17 protein-coding genes are annotated in these 18708 nt (G+C 67.2%); 9 read left to right on the plus strand and 8 right to left on the minus strand.

Features of this window, described 5'->3' with window-relative positions:
* Window positions 1-35: 35 nt before the first annotated feature.
* Together ON45_RS15780 and ON45_RS15785 are read right to left on the minus strand one after the other, a co-directional pair.
* Window positions 36-1256: a cytochrome P450 gene (locus ON45_RS15780; protein ID WP_040494970.1), complete on the minus strand. Its 1221-nt coding sequence runs from the start codon at window positions 1254-1256 to the stop codon at window positions 36-38.
* Between the two features lie 76 nt (window positions 1257-1332).
* Complete coding sequence (locus ON45_RS15785) at window positions 1333-2583, minus strand: aspartate kinase (protein WP_040494971.1); 1251 nt, start codon at window positions 2581-2583, stop codon at window positions 1333-1335.
* Window positions 2584-2689: 106 nt separating this feature from the next.
* On the opposite strand from ON45_RS15785, the gene ON45_RS15790 reads away from it, so the two are divergent.
* Window positions 2690-3166 carry a MarR family winged helix-turn-helix transcriptional regulator gene (locus ON45_RS15790; RefSeq protein ID WP_158412451.1) on the plus strand — a complete coding sequence of 159 codons (477 nt, stop codon included), beginning with the start codon at window positions 2690-2692 and terminating at the stop codon, window positions 3164-3166.
* Window positions 3163-4461 carry an MFS transporter gene (locus ON45_RS15795; protein ID WP_206537713.1) on the plus strand — a complete coding sequence of 433 codons (1299 nt, stop codon included), beginning with the start codon at window positions 3163-3165 and terminating at the stop codon, window positions 4459-4461. The genes ON45_RS15790 and ON45_RS15795 overlap by 4 nt, the downstream gene beginning before the upstream one ends.
* Before the next feature lie 2 nt (window positions 4462-4463).
* Here the strand turns inward: ON45_RS15795 and ON45_RS15800 are convergent, their stop codons facing one another.
* The 4 genes from ON45_RS15800 to ON45_RS15815 are packed head-to-tail and all read right to left on the minus strand — an operon-like array spanning window position 4464 to window position 8114.
* The gene (locus ON45_RS15800; RefSeq protein ID WP_040494972.1) at window positions 4464-4808 is read right to left on the minus strand and encodes an antibiotic biosynthesis monooxygenase family protein; all 345 of its coding nucleotides are present in this window, start codon (window positions 4806-4808) and stop codon (window positions 4464-4466) included.
* Window positions 4805-5962, minus strand: a complete 1158-nt coding sequence (locus tag ON45_RS15805) for a kynureninase/PvdN C-terminal domain-containing protein (protein ID WP_040494973.1) — start codon at window positions 5960-5962, stop codon at window positions 4805-4807. Before ON45_RS15805 ends, ON45_RS15800 begins: the two co-directional genes overlap by 4 nt.
* Window positions 5963-5969: 7 nt before the next feature.
* Window positions 5970-6869: a non-homologous end-joining DNA ligase gene (gene ligD / locus ON45_RS15810; protein ID WP_040494974.1), complete on the minus strand. Its 900-nt coding sequence runs from the start codon at window positions 6867-6869 to the stop codon at window positions 5970-5972.
* A 24-nt stretch (window positions 6870-6893) separates the two neighbouring features.
* Window positions 6894-8114, minus strand: coding sequence for a CaiB/BaiF CoA transferase family protein (locus ON45_RS15815; RefSeq protein ID WP_040494975.1), 1221 nt, complete (start codon window positions 8112-8114; stop codon window positions 6894-6896).
* A gap of 100 nt (window positions 8115-8214) precedes the next feature.
* Here ON45_RS15815 and ON45_RS15820 point away from each other — a divergent pair, with 100 nt between their 5' ends.
* The 4 genes from ON45_RS15820 (at window position 8215) to ON45_RS24105 (ending at window position 12057) form a co-directional block, all read left to right on the plus strand.
* Window positions 8215-9072, plus strand: coding sequence for a sugar phosphate isomerase/epimerase family protein (locus tag ON45_RS15820; protein ID WP_051063180.1), 858 nt, complete (start codon window positions 8215-8217; stop codon window positions 9070-9072).
* Between the two features lie 56 nt (window positions 9073-9128).
* Entirely contained in the window at window positions 9129-9959 is an 831-nt protein-coding gene (locus ON45_RS15825; protein ID WP_040494976.1) for an SDR family NAD(P)-dependent oxidoreductase, read from the plus strand.
* Window positions 9960-10057: 98 nt separating this feature from the next.
* Complete coding sequence (locus tag ON45_RS15830) at window positions 10058-10420, plus strand: DUF805 domain-containing protein (protein ID WP_040494977.1); 363 nt, start codon at window positions 10058-10060, stop codon at window positions 10418-10420.
* A 134-nt stretch (window positions 10421-10554) separates the two neighbouring features.
* A complete protein-coding gene (locus ON45_RS24105) occupies window positions 10555-12057 on the plus strand; it encodes a DEAD/DEAH box helicase (RefSeq protein ID WP_040494978.1) in 1503 nt (500 codons plus the stop codon).
* 11 nt (window positions 12058-12068) lie between these two features.
* Here the strand turns inward: ON45_RS24105 and ON45_RS15840 are convergent, their stop codons facing one another.
* Complete coding sequence (locus ON45_RS15840; RefSeq protein ID WP_040494979.1) at window positions 12069-12986, minus strand: hypothetical protein; 918 nt, start codon at window positions 12984-12986, stop codon at window positions 12069-12071.
* Window positions 12987-13069: 83 nt separating this feature from the next.
* On the opposite strand from ON45_RS15840, the gene ON45_RS15845 reads away from it, so the two are divergent.
* Window positions 13070-16237, plus strand: coding sequence for an alpha-mannosidase (locus ON45_RS15845; protein WP_040494984.1), 3168 nt, complete (start codon window positions 13070-13072; stop codon window positions 16235-16237).
* Window positions 16238-16252: 15 nt separating this feature from the next.
* Here ON45_RS15845 and ON45_RS15850 read toward each other — a convergent pair whose 3' ends face one another.
* Entirely contained in the window at window positions 16253-17515 is a 1263-nt protein-coding gene (locus ON45_RS15850) for a M20 metallopeptidase family protein (RefSeq protein WP_083915061.1), read from the minus strand.
* Between the two features lie 132 nt (window positions 17516-17647).
* Between ON45_RS15850 and ON45_RS15855 the strand changes: the two genes are divergently transcribed.
* Window positions 17648-17920: a WXG100 family type VII secretion target gene (locus tag ON45_RS15855; protein WP_148288723.1), complete on the plus strand. Its 273-nt coding sequence runs from the start codon at window positions 17648-17650 to the stop codon at window positions 17918-17920.
* A gap of 28 nt (window positions 17921-17948) precedes the next feature.
* Complete coding sequence (locus tag ON45_RS15860) at window positions 17949-18671, plus strand: HAD family hydrolase (RefSeq protein ID WP_083915062.1); 723 nt, start codon at window positions 17949-17951, stop codon at window positions 18669-18671.
* The last annotated feature ends 37 nt before the right edge of the window (window positions 18672-18708 follow it).

An 18708-nucleotide genomic window follows, 5' to 3' on the forward strand; every position in this document is an offset into this window, starting at 1 on the left:
GCGTTACACGACGGGTCTGACCCGTTACGTAACGATCAGCGGACGGCGATGTCGAGGCGCTCGATGCCGCGCAGGTTGATCCGCCCGTTCCACACCGCGTCGCCGTCGATCCGGGCGTCGGGGAAGCGGCGCAGGAAACGCCCGATCGCCACTTGCGCCTCGAGGCGGGCCAGCGACGAACCGAGGCAGTAGTGCGAACCCGATCCGAACGCCACGTGTTGCGCGGTTCCGGTGCGGCGGACGTCGATCTCGTCGGCGTCGTCACCCCACTTCGCCGGATCGTGATTCGCCGACGCCAGTCCGGTCATCACGACCGACCCCGTGTCGATGGCATGCCCGCCGATCTCGATCGGGGCCATCGTGATGCGCCGCGAGAACTGGACCGGCGACACGAACCGCAGCAGTTCGTCGACCGCGTTCACGTCGAGTGCCGGGTCGTCGCGCAGGAGCGACGCCTGCTGCGGGTTGCGCAGCAGTTCGTAGATCCCGGTGCCGATGAGGTTCACCGTCGTCTCGTGTCCGGCGATGAACAGGAGTTGGACCTGGTCGCGCAGCTCCTTCGGTGACAGACGGTCGCCGTCCTCCTCGGCCTGGATCAGTGCTGTGAGGAGGTCGTCGGCCGGGTTGGCGCGCTTCCACTCGATCACCTCGGCGAGCAACGCCTCCATCTTCCGCCCCGCGTCGGCGGCGGCGAAGACCTCCTCGTCGCTGATGATCGGATCGAGGGTCTTCACGACCGCGGACGACCACTCGGCGATCTGGTCCTTGTCGGCTTCGGGCATCCCCAGCATCACCGAGATCACGTCGAACGGCAGTGGGAACGCGAGGTCGTGGACGATCTCGGTCGTCCCGCGTTGCTCCATCTCATCGAGCGAATCGTCGACCAGTTCCTCGATCACGGGCCGCAGCGCCGCGATCGCGGCGGGGGTGAACGCCTTGCTGACCAGACGTCGCAGGCGGGTGTGGTCCGGCGCGTCGCGACCGAGCATCGAGGTCGACCGTTCGGCATCGGGACCGTAGGCGGCCTCGATCTGCGCGAGTCGATCCTGGTTGTGGTGGGCGATGTTGGCGTCGTCGACGCTCTGGTTCGGATCGCGGAGCAGCGTGCTCACGTCGTCGTAGCCGAACAGGAACCATTGACCGATCGGAGAATGGTGGACCGGCTCCAGGCGACGCAAGTCGTCGAAGTGCCCCCACGGATTCTCGACGTATCCATCCTCGAGCGGGTTGAAGAAGATCGGTTGCACGTCCGTCATGGCACGACCTTATTCGCGATCGCGACGGATTGGAACAGCGTTCTGATAACCCTCGGGTGAACGCCCGGGGTCGTGCCTACTTGCGTTCGGGGAGCGGAGCGCTGTAATCGCTGCCGGAGTCGAGGCCGAATGCGGTGTGCAGCGCACGCGCGGCGCGCTCCATGTCGGGGCCGGGGAGGATCACCGACACGCGGATCGTCGACGTGGAGATCATCTGGATGTTCACGCCCTCGTCGGCGAGCACGCGGAACATCTTCGCGGCGATACCGGGCGACGACTTCATCCCGGCGCCGACGAGCGACACCTTCGCGATGTCGTCGTCGTGCGTCACCTTGGTGGCGCCGATCTCGTCGGCGATCGTCTGCACGATCGTCTCGGACTGCGCGAGGTCGGCCATCGGCATCGTGAAGCTGATGTCGGTCGTGCCGTCGGTCGACGTGTTCTGCACGATCATGTCGACGTTGACGTTCGCGTCGGCGAGCGGCTCGAACAGGGCGGCGGACACGCCGGGGCGGTCCGGGACGCCGACGACGGTGACCTTGGCTTCGGTCATGTCGGTGACGACACCGGAGATGATCGGATCTTCCACGGAGGGCTCCTCGTTGCTGACCCACGTGCCCTGCTCCCAGGTGAAAGCGGAGCGGACGTGGAGGGGGACGTCATGGTTGCGGGCGAACTCGACCGAGCGCATCGCCAGGACCTTCGATCCGGCGCCGGCCATCTCGAGCATCTCGTCGAAGTGGACCTTCTGGAGTTTGCGGGCCCGGGGCACGATGCGCGGGTCGGCGGTGAACACGCCGGTCACGTCGGTGTAGATCTCGCAGGCGTCGGCGTTCATCGCCTGGGCGAGCGCCGAGGCGGTGAGGTCGGAGGCACCACGACCCATCGTCGTGATCTCCTTGGCCGTGCTGACACCTTGGAATCCGGCGATGACGGCGACCTTGCCGTCGGACAGCGAGTCGCGGACGCGGTCGCCCTTGACCTCGACGATCTTCGCCTTGCCGTGTGCAGTGTCGGTGATGATCCCGACCTGGCTGCCGGTGAAGCTGATCGCTTCGATGCCACGTTCGAGCAGCGCCATCGTGACGAGGGCTGCGGTCTGGCGCTCACCGGTGGTGAGCAGCATGTCCATCTCGCGACCGGACTGGGTCGTGGAGATCGAGTTGGCCAGCGAGATCAGATTGTCGGTCGCCTTGCCCATCGCGGACACGACGACGATCACGTCGTCGCCACGACGGCGAGTGATGGCGACGTTGTCGGCCACGGCCTTGATCCGGTCGGGATCGGCCACCGAGGTGCCGCCGTACTTCTGAACGATCAGTCCCACGGTGATCGGAGGCTAGCGGTCGCCTCGGCGTAGACCCGATGATCGGGTGACGGACGTCTCCATTTCCATTCCATAGCTATGGAAACAAATAGCTATGCTCCAAATCATGCCGCTGCTCGACGACCCGACGACCCTGGCCGCAGGATCGTCGTCGGGTGCGCTGTCGTCGACCGACGAGATCAACCGACTGCGCCTGGTCCTGCTCCGCACTGCCCGGAACATCCGGACCCATTCGCTCGGCGACGTCACCCAGTCCCAGGCCGCCGTCCTCGCGACCCTGTGGCGGCACGGCGAATCGACGATCGGACAGATCGCCGAGCACGAGCACGTGCAGCCGCCGTCGGCGAGCCGCATCGTGTCGCGTCTCGAGCAACTCGGACTCGTCGTTCGTCGAACCGACGGTGGCGATCGCCGCCGTGCGGTCATCGCATTGAATGCGGCGGGTGAGGAGTACCTCACCGAGGTCCGCCGTGCGGGAACGAGTTGGCTCGGCGAACGCCTGGCCGACCTCGACGAGGACGAGTTGGACCGACTCGGGGCTGCGCTTCCCGTACTCGAACGACTGCTCGCGGGCGAACCGTGAACGCCCGGGTCTCGGCGGTGGGCAAGCGCACGTTCGCGGCGATGCGCTTCCGCAACTACCGCCTCTATTTCTTCAGCCAGATCGTGTCGTTCTCCGGCACGTGGATGGCGATGTTGGCGCAGTCATGGCTGGTTCTCGAACTGACCGGGAGCGGCACCGCACTCGGCACCGTCGTCGCGATGCAGTTCCTGCCGACGATGCTGCTCGCCCCGATCGGAGGTGTGATCGCCGACCGTTTCGACAAGCGGCGACTGATCACGATCACGCAGTCTGCCGCCGCGGTCCTCGCGCTGCTGCTCGGAGTGCTCACGATCACCGACACGATCGAACTCTGGATGCTCTACGTGATCGCCGCCATGTTCGGCAGCGTCACCGCACTCGACAATCCGGCGCGTCAGACGTTCGTGATGGAGATGGTCGGCCCCGACGACGTCTCGAACGCCGTCACGCTGAACAGCGTCGTCGTGAACGGTGCGCGGGTGATCGGTCCTGCGGTGGGCGGCGTGCTCATCGCGACCGTCGGGATCGGCCAGTGTTTCCTGATCAACGCGGCGAGCTTCGTGGCGGTGATCATCGCGCTGCGGATGATGGACGGCGACCAGCTGCACCCCACCGAGCGCACCCAGCGCGGGCGCGGTCAACTCCGCGAGGGACTCCGCTACGCCTGGGCGGTGCCGACGCTGCGCACCACGCTGATCATGCTCGTCGTCATCGGCACCATCACCTACGAGTTCACGGTCACGTTGCCGCTACTGGCGGAGTTCACCTTCGGCGCCGGGTCATCCGGACTGGCCGCGATGACGGCGCTGATGGGCGGCGGCGCGGTCGTCGGGGGACTGTTCATCGCGGCAGCGGGGAATCCCACACCGCGCCGGTTGGTGGCGGTCGCGGTAGCGTTCGGCGTCGTGACGGGAGCGCTCGCCCTGATGCCGACGCTCTGGGCCGCGCTCGTTCTGATGCCGCTCGTCGGTGCGTGCAGTGTCGCGGTGATCGCACTGTCGAACTCGACGCTCCAGCTCAACTCCGCCCCGATGTTCCGGGGCCGAGTGATGGCGTTGTTCTCCGTGGCGTTGCTCGGCTCGACGCCCATCGGTGGTCCGATCGTGGGCTTCATCGGCGAGCACGTGAGCCCCCGTGCGGCGCTCGGCGTCGGCGGGCTCGCCTCGGTCGCGGCAGCCGTGTTCGGCTGGTACGCATTCGCGAAGGTCGGCGACATCTCCGACCGGCGTCAGGTCGAGATTCCGGCCCGCCCGGACACGACCCAACCGGTCATCTCCGCCTCCGCCGGGTCGTAGCCCTACGACTTGACGACGTGTTCGACGACGTCGAACGACAGCAGGTCGGCGCCCTGCGCGACCGGCTTGCGAGCCTGCTCGCCCTCGCCGTCCTTGTTGCCGTCGGCCTGCCCTGAACCGTGACCCTTCGCGAAGTCCTGGCTGTCGACCCACGCCTGGAAGTGCTCCTCGGTCTCCCAGCGGGTGTAGACGAAGTAGCGGGTCTCGCCCTCGGTCGGACGGAGCAGCTGGAAGTCCTCGAACCCCTCGAACTGCTCGACCATCTTCGCGCGACCGGCGAATCGACCTTCGAGCTGCGGGCCCATGCCCTCGGGAATGCTGATGGCGTTGATCTTGACGACACTCATGTGTCCAGCATGCCAGCGAGGAACGCCAAGGCGTCGAACACGTCGACGAATCGCGTGGTCAACGGTGACAGTCCGAATCGCAGGACGTCGGGATCGCGTTTGTCGACGACGACCTTGTGTTCGACGAGCCGTTCCTGGAGCCGAGCGGCGTCGGGATGGATGACCGAGATGTGTCCACCGCTCGACACGGGCGGCCGTGCGGTGGTGCAGTTGAGCCCGAGGTCACCGGCGACGTCGATGGCGAACCCAGCGAGTGAGCGAGCCTTGGACGCGATCGCGCCGATCCCGGCTTCGGCACTGACGTCGATGCCGCAGCGGGCCGCGGTGAGCCCGAGTACTCCCGGCGTGCCGTTGAGCATCCGACCGACGCCGTCACGCACGTCGAACGGGTTGTCCATCGCGAACTGGTCACGCTGACCGAACCACCCCCAGATCGGTTGGGTGACCGAGTCGACGATCGACGAACGAACGTAGGTGAACGCCGGCGAACCCGGCCCGCCGTTCAAGAACTTGTAGGTGCATCCGGCGGCGAGTTCGACACCGGCACCTTCCAGATCGAGTTCGAGGACGCCCGCGGCGTGCGACAGGTCCCAGACCGTCGTCGCCCCCGCTGCCTTCGCCCGCGCCGTCTCCTCGGCGAGTTGTGCAACCGCAGCGGTGCGGTAGTCGACGAGCGAGCGGACGACCACATCGACGCCGTCGAGATCGTCGAGACCATGGCGCACCGTGCAGTCCGGACGCAGGCGCGCGATGCCCTCGCACACGTAGCGATCCGTCGGGAACTCGGTGTCCGCGACGGCGATCACGCTCCCGCCCGTGAGGTCGATCGCGACGTTCACCTGCTGAAACAGGCAGACCGTCGTCGAGTCGTGGACGGCGACCTCACCCGGTCGTGCACCGAGCAACGGCGCCAGCGCGTCGCCGACCGTCAGCGGAAGGTCGAGCCAGTCGTTGTCCCACCACGACGTGATCAGATCGCCGGCCCACTGCTGCTCGACCACCTCGCGGAGCGCGTCGACCGTGCGCTTCGGTGTCCTTCCGAGTGAGTTGCCGTCGAGGTAGACGAGATCGGGATCGGGGATCACGAACTCGTCGCGCCAGCCTGCGAGGGGATCCTCGCGATCCCGTCGCTCGGCGTCTGCTCGCGAGGTCATCGGCGGCTCATCCCGCCAGTTCCACGAAACTGGCGTGGCGGACGTGGCCGTCGTTCGTGAACTCGGCGATCTCGACCGTCGCCGTGAGCTCGGGTCGTACCCACGTCGCCGTTCGTCGGATCGCCGACGGTGGTTCCGGGTCGAACGGACACTCGCTCGTCGCCAGCGGCCGCATCGCAGCCACGAGACGTTCGAGCGTGTCGTGCGTGAACCCGGTCCCGACACCTCCTGCGAATCGCAGCCGGCCGTCCTCGACGAGTCCGACGAGCAGCGACCCGAACGTCGTCGAACGGTTCCCGGTGCCGGCGGTGAACCCGCCGATCACCACGTCGACGCGGACGCGGTTCTTGATCTTGAGCCAGTCCTTCGAGCGGGTGCCGGGTCGATACGTCGAGTCGACTCGCTTCGCGATCAGACCCTCGAGTTGCTGGTCGGCGGTCGCGGCGAGCAGCTCGGCACCTCCGCCGAGATGATGCGACGGAACGGCCCAGTGGTCACCGTCATCGAGAACGTCGCGGAGGAGCGCACGGCGGTCGGTGTACCCGAGTCCGACGGTGTCGGTGCCGTTGATCGACAGCACGTCGAAAGCATGGAAGAGCGCCGGATGACGCCCCGGGTCACGTCGCTGGACGAGGTCGAAACTCGGTCGCCCGTCCTCGCCGATCACCAACATCTCGCCATCGAGGATCATCGAATCGGCGTGGACCGCGTCGGCGATCGCGGTCACCTCGGGCCAGCGATCGCCGCTGTCGCGACCCGATGTCGTCTGCAACCGGGTGCTCCCACCGGCCACGTGGGCGAGGGTCCGGTGACCGTCCCACTTGATCTCGTAGGCCCAACCGTCGTCGGTGGTCGGCAACGATCCCAGTGTCGCCTTCATCGGTGCGACCGGGAACGACAGGCTCATCGCCGACGGTCCATCAGCACGCGTTCATCGCGGCATGCGGCTGGAGATCACGCGGTCCGACTCGAGCGCGTCGATGCGTTCGTCGTCGTAGCCGAGCAGGTCGGACAGGATCGTGCGGTTGTCTTCACCGCGGTACTTCGCGACTCCGCCCACGCCGACGTCCGCACCGTCGCTGAAATGCCACGGGACGTTCGGGACGGTGATCGTTCCACCGGTCCGGTCGTCGATGTCGACGGTCGCGTGTCGCGCCTCGGCCCATTCCGTCCGGGCCAGCTCGCCCGGTTCACGTACCCGCCCGACGGCGAGTCCGTGGGCGGCGAAGATCCGCTCGAACTCGTCGGGGTCGGAGATCGTCGCAGCGAACTCGACGAGGATCGCGCGGAGTTCGTCGTAGTGCTGGAGACGTGACGCGACATCGGCGAAGCGCGGGTCGTTTGCGAGGTCGGAACGACCCATGGCGGCGAGGAACAGATCGAACGTGCCGCGTTCGGCGGGGTGGCCGCTGACGATCAGCGACTCGCCGTTGGCGACCGTCATCACGACGTAGTCGCCCGGTTGGAACGACCGGATCCACTGCGGATCGACCTCGTCGTCCCACAGCGCGTCGTGCAGGTGCTCGTTGACGTAGAGCATCGTCTCGGCCATCGACACGTCGATCGTCTGTCCGCGACCCGTCTGTTCGCGCTGGAACAGTGCCGCCACGATCGCGGCGGACGCTTCGATCCCGGTGTACACGTCGGCGTGGCTGTGGGGATCCTTGGAGAGCGCTCCGCCGCGGACGGCGCCCTGCGACGCGATGATTCCCGATTCGGCCTCGACAACCGGGGCGTACGCGCGGCGCTTCACCCACGGACCATCCTGGCCGTAGCCGGAGATGGACGCGACGATCAGTCGTGGATTGAGCGCGAGGAGGGTGGGGGCGCCGAGTCCGAGCCGATCCATCACGCCGGGTCGATAGTTCTCCACCACCACGTCGACGTGCTCGACCAGCTCGCGGATGATCTCGGCTCCGGCATCGGTGGCGAGATCGATGCTGAGGTTCGCCTTGCCCACGTTCTGCTGCACGAAGTAGCTCGCCAGCCCGTTGCGTCGGGGGGCGGAGAACCGGGTCAGGTCACCCGCCGGCGGCTCGACCTTGATCACCTCGGCCCCGAGATCGGCCAGCATGCGCGTCGCATGCGGCCCGGACAGCACCCGTGAGAAGTCGAGAACCCGGATACCGGCGAGCGGAGCGTTGGTGGACACGACTCCATCGTGGCGCGTCTCCCGATGACATGACGAACGCGTCGCCGACGGGACTGCTCCGCCCCGAGCGCGCGCACGACCGGGTGTCAGACTCGGACGCATGGCGACGGACTCTGCTCGACCGGTCGAGGCGGACGCGCTCGGCCCCGAGCACCTCGTGCTCAGTCATTTCTCGCTGGGCGCGGAACCCTTCGAGGTGCGGTGCGCGGCGGCGGGCGCGGCCGGATTCGACGGGATCGGACTGCTGTACCGCGACTACACCACGCGGATCTGCGACGGCCACGAGACCGTGGATGACTTCATCGCGGTCGCGGCGTCGCACGGTCTGCGCATCGTCGAGATCGAGGCGGTGGTCGGCTGGTCGGCAGCAACGCCGGACGGGGCTCGGTCGACGGTCGACGTGTGCGTCGAGATGGCGCGCGTGTTCGGGGCTCGTCACGTCACGGCGACGGGTGGATTCGACGGGACCGTGGATGATGCGGCACGCGGGTTCGCCCGCCTGTGCGACCTGCTCGTCGACGACGGTGTGGCGGTCGGCCTCGAGCCGTTGCCGGTGCAAGAGGTGAGTGACATCGCCATCGCCCGCCAGATCGTCGAGCTTGCCCGCCGAGCGAACGGCGGACTGTGCGTGGATTCGTGGCACCTCGAGCGCGGCGGCGCACGCTGGGACCAATTGGAGTCGTTGCCGGGTGACCTGGTGACGTCGATCCAGATCAACGACGGCACGAGGACTCCCGAACACGATCACTACATCGAGGACTGCCTCTGGAATCGGCGACTGTGCGGTGACGGGGAATTCGACCTCGCCCGGTTCGTGCGCACGCTCGACCGGATCGGAGCCACGGCGCCCTACTCCGTCGAGATCATCTCGACCGACCTGTCCGCGCAGGATCCGTTCGACGTCGCGCGACGCATGGCCGACACGACCCGCTCCACCCTCGCGGCCGCACGAACCTGATCCGCCCGACGTTCCCCGATGTCGCCGGCGCGATCGTCACCGACCACACTCGGGGAATGAACGGTTCACTCTCCGGCCAGGTTGCGCTCGTCACGGGTGGCGGATCGGGGATCGGCCTCGAGTGCGCCCGTTCGTTGGCGGGCGACGGTGCGATCGTCGTCATCGCCGGGCGCGACGAGGAACGGCTCGCGGCGGCCCGCGCGGAGCTGGTCGCAGACCATCCCGGTGCCGAGGTCATCACGTCGCGGTGTGACGTGACCGCAGAAGCTGACGTCGAGGCGACGTGTGCCGTCGCCGCGGACGCGGGCAACTTCTCGATGGTCGTCGTGAATGCCGGGTACGGATCCGCCGCACCGTTCCACCGCACCACGCTCGACGAGTGGAACGGGGTCCTCGCCACGAACCTCACGGGCGCGTTCCTGACGATGCGGACGGCCGCGCCGCTCCTGGTCGCGAACGGTGGCGGCTCGATCGTCGCGGTGTCGTCGATCGCCGGCGTCTCGACGCACCGGTTCATGACGGCGTACTGCGTGTCGAAGGCCGGCCTGGAAATGCTTGTCAAGCAGGTGGCCGACGAACTCGGAGCGGTTGGCGTGCGCGCCAACGCCGTTCGGCCGGGACTCGTCCCGACCGATGCGACCGAAGGGATGATGTCGATCCCGGCGATCGTCGACGACTACATGGATCAGATGCCGTTGGGTCGCGCCGGGACGACCGACGACATCGCCGGGCTCGTCCGATTCCTGCTCGGCCCGGAGAGCGCATGGATCACCGGAGCGTGCATCAGCGCCGACGGTGGCCATCACCTGCGGCGGGGACCGAACATGGACCCGATCATGCAGATGCTCCACGGCGACGACGCGACCATTCAGCCGCCTTCGCGTTGACTGGCTCGACGCGGGACCATCGCTCCGCACAGGGCGGCACTCGACTACTTTGAGCGTCCTGAGAACGCGGGGCGTTTGCGTTCGGAACGAGGAGAATCATGGCCATCATCGACAACTGGAAACTCGTGGTCCTCGAGCGTTACGCGAAGTTCGACGGGCGTGCCGGCCAGGGGGAATTCTGGTGGTACTACCTCGCCAACCTGATCATCGCGGTCGTCCTCGGCGTTCTCGCGGCCGCCATTCACTGGGTCTTCTGGTTGATCTTCGTCGTGTACGCACTGTCGATCATCATCCCGACCGTCGCGGTGTCGATCCGGCGCCTCCACGACACGGACAAGAGCGGATGGTGGATGCTGATCAGTTTCGTTCCGTTCGGCGGACTCGTGCTGCTGGTTTTCTACGTGATGTCGGGTTCGCCGCACCAGAACCGGTACGGCGACGCGCCGGCACCGGCCGCGTGACGAGGGCGACAGTCGATTCGGCGGGGACCGGCGTAGGGTTGGTCCCTCGCTGGTCGTTCCGACCGGTGGGCGCTGATCGGAATCTCTGCTCCGGCCGTAGCGCTGTGTGAAGCAGAAAACGAAAGCAGTCCCCCATGACCACCCTCCTGGACGCGTCCGCGTCCGATGTCTCCGTCGATGTCACCTTTGCTGACCTCGGCCTCCCCACCGAGATGATCGACCAGCTCGATCGTTCCGGAATGTCCACGCCGTTCGCCATCCAGGCGGCGGTCATCCCCGACACGCTCGACGGCCGCGACATCGCCGGCCGCGCACCGACCGGGTCGGGCAAGACCCTCGGTTTCGGTCTCCCCGTCGTCGCCCGCCTCACCAAGGCCAAGTCGAAGCGCCCCGTGGCCCTCGTGCTCGCGCCGACCCGCGAACTGGCCGAGCAGATCATGGCCGAGCTCACCCCGTTCACGAAGGCGATGCGGATGTACGCCACGTCGATCTACGGCGGCGTCGGCTACGGCAACCAGAAGAACGCCCTCAACAAGGGAACCGAACTCGTCGTGGCCTGCCCGGGCCGCCTCGAGGACCTGATGCAGATGGGCGCGATCGACCTGCGTGACGTCGCGACCGTCGTCATCGACGAAGCCGACCAGATGGCCGACATGGGCTTCCTCCCCGCCGTGCGCCGCATCGTCGGCCAGACCCGAGACGACCGCCAGGTGCTGCTGTTCTCGGCCACCCTCGACGGTCCCGTCGCGAAGCTGATCAAGGACTTCCAGCACGACCCGGCGTTCCACGAGGTCGGACCCAAGGGTCCCGACATCCACGCCGCGCACCACGTGTTCTGGCAGGTCGAGCGGACCGAGCGGAACCAGAACGCGGCAGGCGTGATCGACCGCTGTGGCTCGACGATCGTGTTCACCCGCACCCGCCACGGTGCCGACCGCCTCGCGAAGCAGCTCGGCAAGCTCGGTGTGTCCGCACAGCCGATCCACGGTGGACGCAGCCAGAACCAGCGTGACCGTGCGCTCGATGCGTTCAAGCAGGGCAAGGCCGACGCCTTGATCGCGACCGACGTCGCGGCCCGTGGCATTCACGTCAACGGCGTCTCCGCGGTGATCCACTACGACCCGCCGGCCGACGGTGCGACGTACCACCACCGCTCCGGACGCACGGCGCGAGCGGGCGAGACCGGCATCGTCGTCTCGTTCGTCGAGCCGGGCACGATGAAGGACGTCAAGAAGCTCCAGCGTGATGTCGGTATCCAGGTCGATGTGACCGATCCCGACCTCGACGACCTCGAGGTCGCCGTCCTCCTGTCGGGCAAGGACGACCGGACCACTCGCCCGGTCGATGTCGTCGACGCGGCACCCGCTCCGAAGGAGCAGCCGCAACCGACGAAGCGCGAGCGCGTCGAGAGCAACGCTCCCGTTCCGGCCGGTCAGGAGCTCGGCACGGTCAAGTTCTTCAACGCCAGCCGCGGCTACGGATTCATCGTCCGCGACTCCGGTGGCGACGAACTGTTCGTCCACTTCTCCAACATCGAGACCGAGGGCTTCAAGACCCTCGACGAGAAGGCCCGTGTGTCGTACGCGGTCGGCGAAGGCAAGAAGGGCCTCGAAGCCCGCAACGTCACCGTCCGCTGAAACTCAGGTGATCAGCCGCACACCTCGAACCGGTTCGGTACGGGGGTGAGGCCGGCATCGACGGCTCGGTCGCGGAACTCGGCGAGTCCGGGTTGTGCGGCCAGCCACTCGAGCCGTTCCTGTTGCTCCGGCGTGGCGGGATCGACCGCGAACACGTAGGCGCTGAACGCTTCGGCGAAATCCTCCTCCGGGTCGCTCGCGGCGTAGGGACCGAAGAAGCCGGCGTCGTCGGCGCAGCGTTGCTCCCCCTCGCTGGCGCTCGTTTCGGCGCGCGGGTCCACGTCGTCGATCGATCCGTCGCCCCAGAACTCTTCGATCCACTGGAAGATCAACGAGTCGGCGAGGAAGCATCCCTCACCGTTGTCGTAGGTGACACAGTTGTCGCCCGCTTCGACCGTCCGGTCGATCTGCGTGGGCATCGAGGTGAACACGTGGCTGAACTCGTGCGCGAGCGTCAGGAGCGCCTCGTCGGGGTCGGCGACGAAGCTGTCCAGGCCGATCGACATCTGGAACAGTGAGCCCTCGGCGTCGAGCGCGCTCACGAACGCCAAGGTGATCTCGTCGCCCTCCTCCGCCGCCTCGAACGCGGTGAACAGGCCGAGATCGCCGAGCTGCTCGGCTGGAGCGATCGTCGCCAGCGTCTCCCATGCCTCGACCAGACGCGGGTCGGGTTCGCCCCGGCAGAGTTCGCCGAGCGCCCCGCCGACGACGAGATAGGCGGTGGGGAAAGCGAACTCGTCGTCGGCGCCGAGGGTGTCGTCGTCGCAGTCCGACGTGAACGGGATCGAATCCGGAACGGACTGGTTCCGCTCGGATGGGGCCGGAAGCGTGGGCGGCGTGAACATCTCCTCGCCGGTCGAGCAGCCGGCGATCAGCAGCGCGGCCGTGACGATCAGTGCCGTTGCCGCTGGTCCTCGTGCTTGCGCCATCTCGTCTCCTCGAACGTTGTGTACCGGAAATGTCCGCCGGTGGCTGGCACCGGTGGACATTTCCGGTCGCTACGGTCGCACACGTGCACGATGATCGGGAGCTCGCCGAACGCCGGATCGACCGCGAGCTGTGGGAACGGGTGCTTCCACTCGTCCACGCCGGTCGAGTTCCGTTCGAGGTCAGCGCCGGTCCGACGCCCGACGCAACCGCACCGTTCGAGGTCGGTTCGATGTGGGGTGCGCCGTGGGAGACGACGTGGTTCGAACTCGGCGGCGACGTTCCGGCCGAGTGGCTGGGACGTCGCGGCGTGCACCGGATCGAAGCGGTCATCGACCTCGGGTTCACACGCGATCCGGCCGGATTCCAGGCCGAGGGTCTGGTCGTTCGACGGCGGTCCGACGGAAGCTGGCAGCCGCTTCAGGGGATCCATCCGCGCCGCACGAACTACGTGCTCGATCACGTGGCCGGCTCGGTCGAACTCGTCGTGGAAGCCGCGTCGAATCCGACGTTCCCACAGTTCGCTCCGTCTCGACAGGGTCTCCCGGAGACTGCATCGAGCGACCCGATCTATCGGTTCCGGACGGCAGACCTCGTCCTCGTCGACGTGGAGGCAGAGGCGCTCGTCCACGATCTCGACGTCGTCGACGGCGTGATGCGCTCACTGTCGACCGCCGACCCGCGACGATCCAAGCTCCGGGCGTCGATCGTCGCCGCGCTCGACGCCGTGCCCGATGTCGCCGCAGCCCGGAACGCGCTCGCGCCGCATCTCGAACCGCGCGCCACCGGCGGAGGGCGTGATCGGCGGCATCGCATCATCGCGACCGGCCACGCCCACATCGACACCGCCTGGCTGTGGCCGATTCGCGAGACGATCCGCAAGTGCACACGAACCTTCGCGTCGGCCGTCGCGCTGATGGACGACGACCCCTCCTATCGGTTCAGTTGTTCTCAGGCGCAGCAGTACGCGTGGGTCGAGGAACGGCACCCTGATCTGTTCGAGAAGATCCGCGAGAAGGTCGCGGACGGACAGTGGCTCCCGGTCGGCGGGATGTGGGTCGAGGCCGACATGAACCTGCCGTCGGGTGAGAGCCTCGCCCGCCAGATCGTCCTCGGCCAGCGCTATTTCACCGAGAAGTTCGGGGCGCCGTGCCGGGAGGTCTGGATCCCCGACGTCTTCGGCTACCCGGCCGGCCTCCCACAGCTGTTCGCGGCCGGCGGGATGGATCGATTCATCACGCAGAAGCTGTCGTGGAACAAGCAGAACCGATTTCCGCATCACACGTTCTGGTGGGAGGGACTCGACGGGACCCGCGTCCTCACGCACTTCCCGCCGGTCGACACGTACAACGCGGAGATCACCCCCGAGGAGATCGATCATTCGCTCACGAGCTTCAAGGAACACTCGTGGAGTGACGTCTCGCTGATGCCGTTCGGTCACGGCGACGGCGGTGGCGGCCCGACGCGCGAGATGCTCGAACGCGCACATCGGTTGGCTGACGTGAATCCCGACGCGACGCTCGAGATCGGAGGACCGGACGATTACTTCGCGGCCGTCGAGCGGGAGGCGACGCACGGTGCTCCGGTCCCGGTGTGGCGCGGCGAGTTGTACTTCGAGATGCACCGCGGAACGCTGACGAGCCAGATCAACACCAAGCTCGGGAACCGTCGCGTGGAGCGAGCCTTCTTCGCCGCCGAGTTGTGGGAGGCGACCACGGGCGAGCGTCGAGACCTGAGCGGGATGGACATCCGTCCGATCGCGGACATCTGGCCCGACGTGCTCACGCAACAGTTCCACGACATCCTGCCGGGATCGTCGATCGCGTGGGTCCACCGCGACGCAGAATTGGTCTTCCTCCGAGCCGGCCTCGACCTGTCGCACCACTGTGGCGCGCATCTCGGTTCGATGGCGCCGAGCTCCGTGTCGGTGGCGAACCCTGCCGGCGTGGCGTTCGACGGTGTGCACGTGTTCGACGCCGGATACCCGTCACTCGATCCGGACCGCTGGGAGGAGTTCGGCTGGCTGCCCGACCTGCCGACCCCGCTGCCCGACCTGCTCGCCCGGTCGCCGCATCAACGGCTCGGTGCGAGCGAGTTCGCCGTGGCCTTCGACGTTCCCGCATTCGGGGTCGCCGCGCTGTCTCCGCGTACGGTCGCCGACCGAGTCGTCGTCACCGACTGCTCGATGACGAACGGTCAGCTGGCGATCCGTTGGAACACGCAGGGCGACGTGACGTCGATCATCGACCTCGCGTCCAGGCGAGAGCTGATTCCGTCCGGTGAGAGTGCAGCGGTGCTCGAGCTGGGCCGCGATCAGCCGGTCGAGTACGACGCGTGGGACCTCGAGTCCTGGACCCGCGAACAGTCCCGGCCCGTCGGCGGCGGGAACGTCGAGGTGGACGTCGACGGCCCATTGGTCGGCCGGGTTCGAGTGACCCGCGAGTTCGGACCCTCGACCGTCGTGACGACGTACGAGCTCCGTGCGGAGTCACGCCAACTCGACATCGACCTGCACATCGATTGGCATCACGACGAGCACCTGCTGAGCATGGCGTTCCCGCTCGACGTGCGCGCCGACGACGCCGAGTGCGACGTGCAGTTCGGCGTGACCCGGCGACCGACACACCCGTCGTCGCCGTGGGACGCCGCGAAGTTCGAGGTCTGCGCGCACCGGTACGTCAGCCTGTCCGAGCCGTCCTTCGGTGTGGCCGTGCTCAACGACGGACGCTTCGGTCACGCGATCTTCGACGGGGCGATCCGTGTGAGTCTCGCCCGTGCGGCGAAATATCCGGACCCCGACGCGGACCACGGGGAGCACCGCGTGCGGCTGGCAATCCGTCCGCACGATGGAAGTCTTGCCGACGTTCGTGCGGCCGCAGAACGGTTCAATCGCCCCCTCGAGCTGCTGGTGCACGGAACCGGCAACGACGTCGTCCAGCCGGACCCGACTCCGATCGTCTCGATCGTCGGTCACGACGGCGGGCCCGTGCTCGGTGTCGAAGTCGATGCGATCAAGTTGGCCGACGACGACAGTGGTGATCTGATCGTGCGGTTGCACGAAGCCGTGGGCGACAGGACTCGGATCACGCTGTCCGCGCGAACGCGCATCGGATCCGCCTTCTTCTGCGACCTGATGGAGACCCCGGAGCGCGGCGAGGAGGTCGGTGACGGCGTGCTCACGACGACTCTCCGCCCCTTCCAGCTCGTCACGCTCCGCCTGCGTCTCGCCCCCGACTTCGACGGGCGGTCCTGACGTACCAGTTGATCCTCAGGCGAGTTGGCGGAGGGCGACGGCGGAGTAGAGCGCGATCCCGGTCGTCATCGCGGCCTCTTCGAAGAACACGCGGTTCGAGTGGTTCGGTGCAGCCTTCGCCAGGTTCGCGTCGTGCGGTGTGCCACCGAGGAACACCATCGCTCCCGGCACCTCGTTGAGCAGGTAGCTGAAGTCCTCGGCTCCCATCACCGGGTTCGGGAGTTCGACCGCTGCATCGTGGCCCGCCACCTCGCGCCCGAGACCGAGCGAGAAGTCGGCGAAACGATCATCGTTCGTGGTGACCGGATACCCGAAGTCGATCGTGACCTCCGCTCCGCATCCGTGCGCTGCCGCGATGCCCTCGGCGACCCGGCGGAGCCCGTCGTGCACTTTCGCCCTCGTACGTTCGCTCACCGCTCGGATCGTCCCCTCGATCATGGCGGTCTCGGGGATGACGTTGTTGGTCGTGCCGGCAACGAGACGCGTCACGGTGAGCACCGCCGGGTCGAACGGATCGATCGAGCGTGTGACCATCGAGTTGAGGGCGGTGACGATCTCGCAGGCGACCGGGACCGGATCGACGGCGCGATACGGCTCGCTCGCGTGGCCACCCTGACCCGTGACGGTGACCCGGAGGACGTCCGCCGATGCCATCACCGCCCCGGGCCGGGTCGACACCCAACCGGTCGGCAGTGCCGAGGTCATGTGAATCGCGAATGCTCCGGTGACGGGCGACGGGGTCCCGTCGTGCATCGCGGGAACGTCGAGGAGACCCTCGTCGAGCATGTGCTTGGCCCCGTGGTGCCCCTCCTCTCCCGGCTGGAACATGAACATCACCCTGCCGGTGATCTCGTCCCGCCGTTCCGACAACACCCGCGCTGCACCGGCGAGCATTGCCGTGTGCGTGTCGTGACCGCAGGCGTGCATGCACCCGTCGACCTGCGAAGCGAAGTCCAGGCCGGTGTCCTCCGGCATCGGCAATGCGTCCATGTCGCCGCGCAGCAGGATCGTCGGTCCGGGACGAGACCCCTCGAGCAGCGCGGTCACACCGCTCGTCGACTCGTGCAGCGTGACGTCGAGGGGGAGATCGTCGATCTCGGCGAGCACCTGTTCGCGCGTGCGCGGCAGATGGTTGCCGATCTCGGGCCACTCGTGCAATCGTCGCCGCATCGCCGTCGCGCGATCGAGATACTCGCCCGCGTGTTCGCTCACGGATGCGATCTGTGGATCCTGCTCGGATCCGGCCGGGTCGGTGGCGTCGCTGGAGGATCGGCTCATGGAAGGACCGTATCGAAGAACGGCTTCCCGTTCGAGAGGGCAACGACCCAGTGAGAGGTTGACGTCGCGGATTCCTGCCGATGTCGCCAACGACCAACTTCCATCAGTACCGCCCACTTCCAAGGAGTGACCATGACCTACGGAGCGAACCCCGACGAACTCGAAGCGCTCGGCTCGACGTTGCAGAGCCAGATCGAGATCGTCAACAAGATCATCACCGACGTCGACTCACCGCTCAACTCGATCGTCTGGACCGGCCCGGCGAAGGACGCGTTCAAGACCGAATGGGACACGAACTTCAAGGGAGCGCTCAGCAAGCTCAACGACGCGTTCGGCGCCGCGGGAACGGACTGCAAACAGCGCGCGACCGGGGTTCGCGCCGTGCTCGGTACCGGAGCGGGCTGAACCGTCCACGGCCCGTAGCCTCGGCGCCGTGAGTGACACGGAGCCCAACCACCGCCGGATCGACGACTTCGACGTCATCGCCTTCGACGCCGACGACACGTTGTGGAAGAGCGAGGACCACTTCCAGGCGACCGAGGCACGCTTCGCCGAACTCGTCGACCCGTACTCACCTGCGGGGATCGACGTGCTCGACGCGTTGCACGCGATCGAGCGTCTCGACATCGCGAGCCAGGGCTACGGCGTGAAGGCGTTCACGATCTCGATGGTGCGCGCGGCGATCGACATGACCGACGGAGCGGTGCCGACCGAGGTGATCCGTGAGATCGTGGAACTCGGTGCCGCGATGCTCGTCGATCCCGTGCACCTGCTGCCGCACGTTCCCGAGGTGCTCGACCAGGTGGGCCGCGCGAAGCGGATCGTCCTGATCACCAAGGGCGACCTCGTTCATCAGACCCGCAAGGTGACGACGTCGGGCCTCGAACACCATTTCAGTGACATCGAGATCGTGCTCGAGAAGGATCCGCCGATCTACGCCAAGTTGATGGAGCGATTCGGGGTCGTTCCCGAGCGCTTCTGCATGGTCGGCAACTCGGTGCGCAGCGACGTGCTCCCGGTGTTGGCACTCGGTGCGCACGCCGTCCACATCCCGTATCACCTCACGTGGGACCTGGAACGGGTCGACGACCACGACGAAGACGTCGTCGAACTCGCTTCCCTCGCCGAACTCCCCGCGTGGCTCGGCCTGTCCTGATTGGTGCCATCGGGTGTCTGACACCGGATGGTCCGGA

Origin of the sequence: Ilumatobacter nonamiensis YM16-303, assembly GCF_000350145.1 — a bacterium.
Taxonomy (GTDB): Bacteria; Actinomycetota; Acidimicrobiia; order Acidimicrobiales; family Ilumatobacteraceae; genus Ilumatobacter_A; species Ilumatobacter_A nonamiensis.

Excerpts from the sequence above, each read along its gene's own strand:
- ON45_RS15780 (WP_040494970.1), bottom strand. The coding sequence starts at position 1,256 with ATGACGGACGTGCAACCGATCTTCTTCAACCCGCTCGAGGATGGATAC.
- ON45_RS15790 (WP_158412451.1), top strand. The coding sequence starts at position 2,690 with ATGCCGCTGCTCGACGACCCGACGACCCTGGCCGCAGGATCGTCGTCG.
- ON45_RS15800 (WP_040494972.1), bottom strand. The coding sequence starts at position 4,808 with ATGAGTGTCGTCAAGATCAACGCCATCAGCATTCCCGAGGGCATGGGC.
- ON45_RS15805 (WP_040494973.1), bottom strand. The coding sequence starts at position 5,962 with ATGACCTCGCGAGCAGACGCCGAGCGACGGGATCGCGAGGATCCCCTC.
- ligD (WP_040494974.1), bottom strand. The coding sequence starts at position 6,869 with ATGAGCCTGTCGTTCCCGGTCGCACCGATGAAGGCGACACTGGGATCG.
- ON45_RS15820 (WP_051063180.1), top strand. The coding sequence starts at position 8,215 with ATGGCGACGGACTCTGCTCGACCGGTCGAGGCGGACGCGCTCGGCCCC.
- ON45_RS15825 (WP_040494976.1), top strand. The coding sequence starts at position 9,129 with ATGAACGGTTCACTCTCCGGCCAGGTTGCGCTCGTCACGGGTGGCGGA.
- ON45_RS15830 (WP_040494977.1), top strand. The coding sequence starts at position 10,058 with ATGGCCATCATCGACAACTGGAAACTCGTGGTCCTCGAGCGTTACGCG.
- ON45_RS24105 (WP_040494978.1), top strand. The coding sequence starts at position 10,555 with ATGACCACCCTCCTGGACGCGTCCGCGTCCGATGTCTCCGTCGATGTC.
- ON45_RS15840 (WP_040494979.1), bottom strand. The coding sequence starts at position 12,986 with ATGGCGCAAGCACGAGGACCAGCGGCAACGGCACTGATCGTCACGGCC.
- ON45_RS15850 (WP_083915061.1), bottom strand. The coding sequence starts at position 17,515 with ATGAGCCGATCCTCCAGCGACGCCACCGACCCGGCCGGATCCGAGCAG.
- ON45_RS15855 (WP_148288723.1), top strand. The coding sequence starts at position 17,648 with ATGACCTACGGAGCGAACCCCGACGAACTCGAAGCGCTCGGCTCGACG.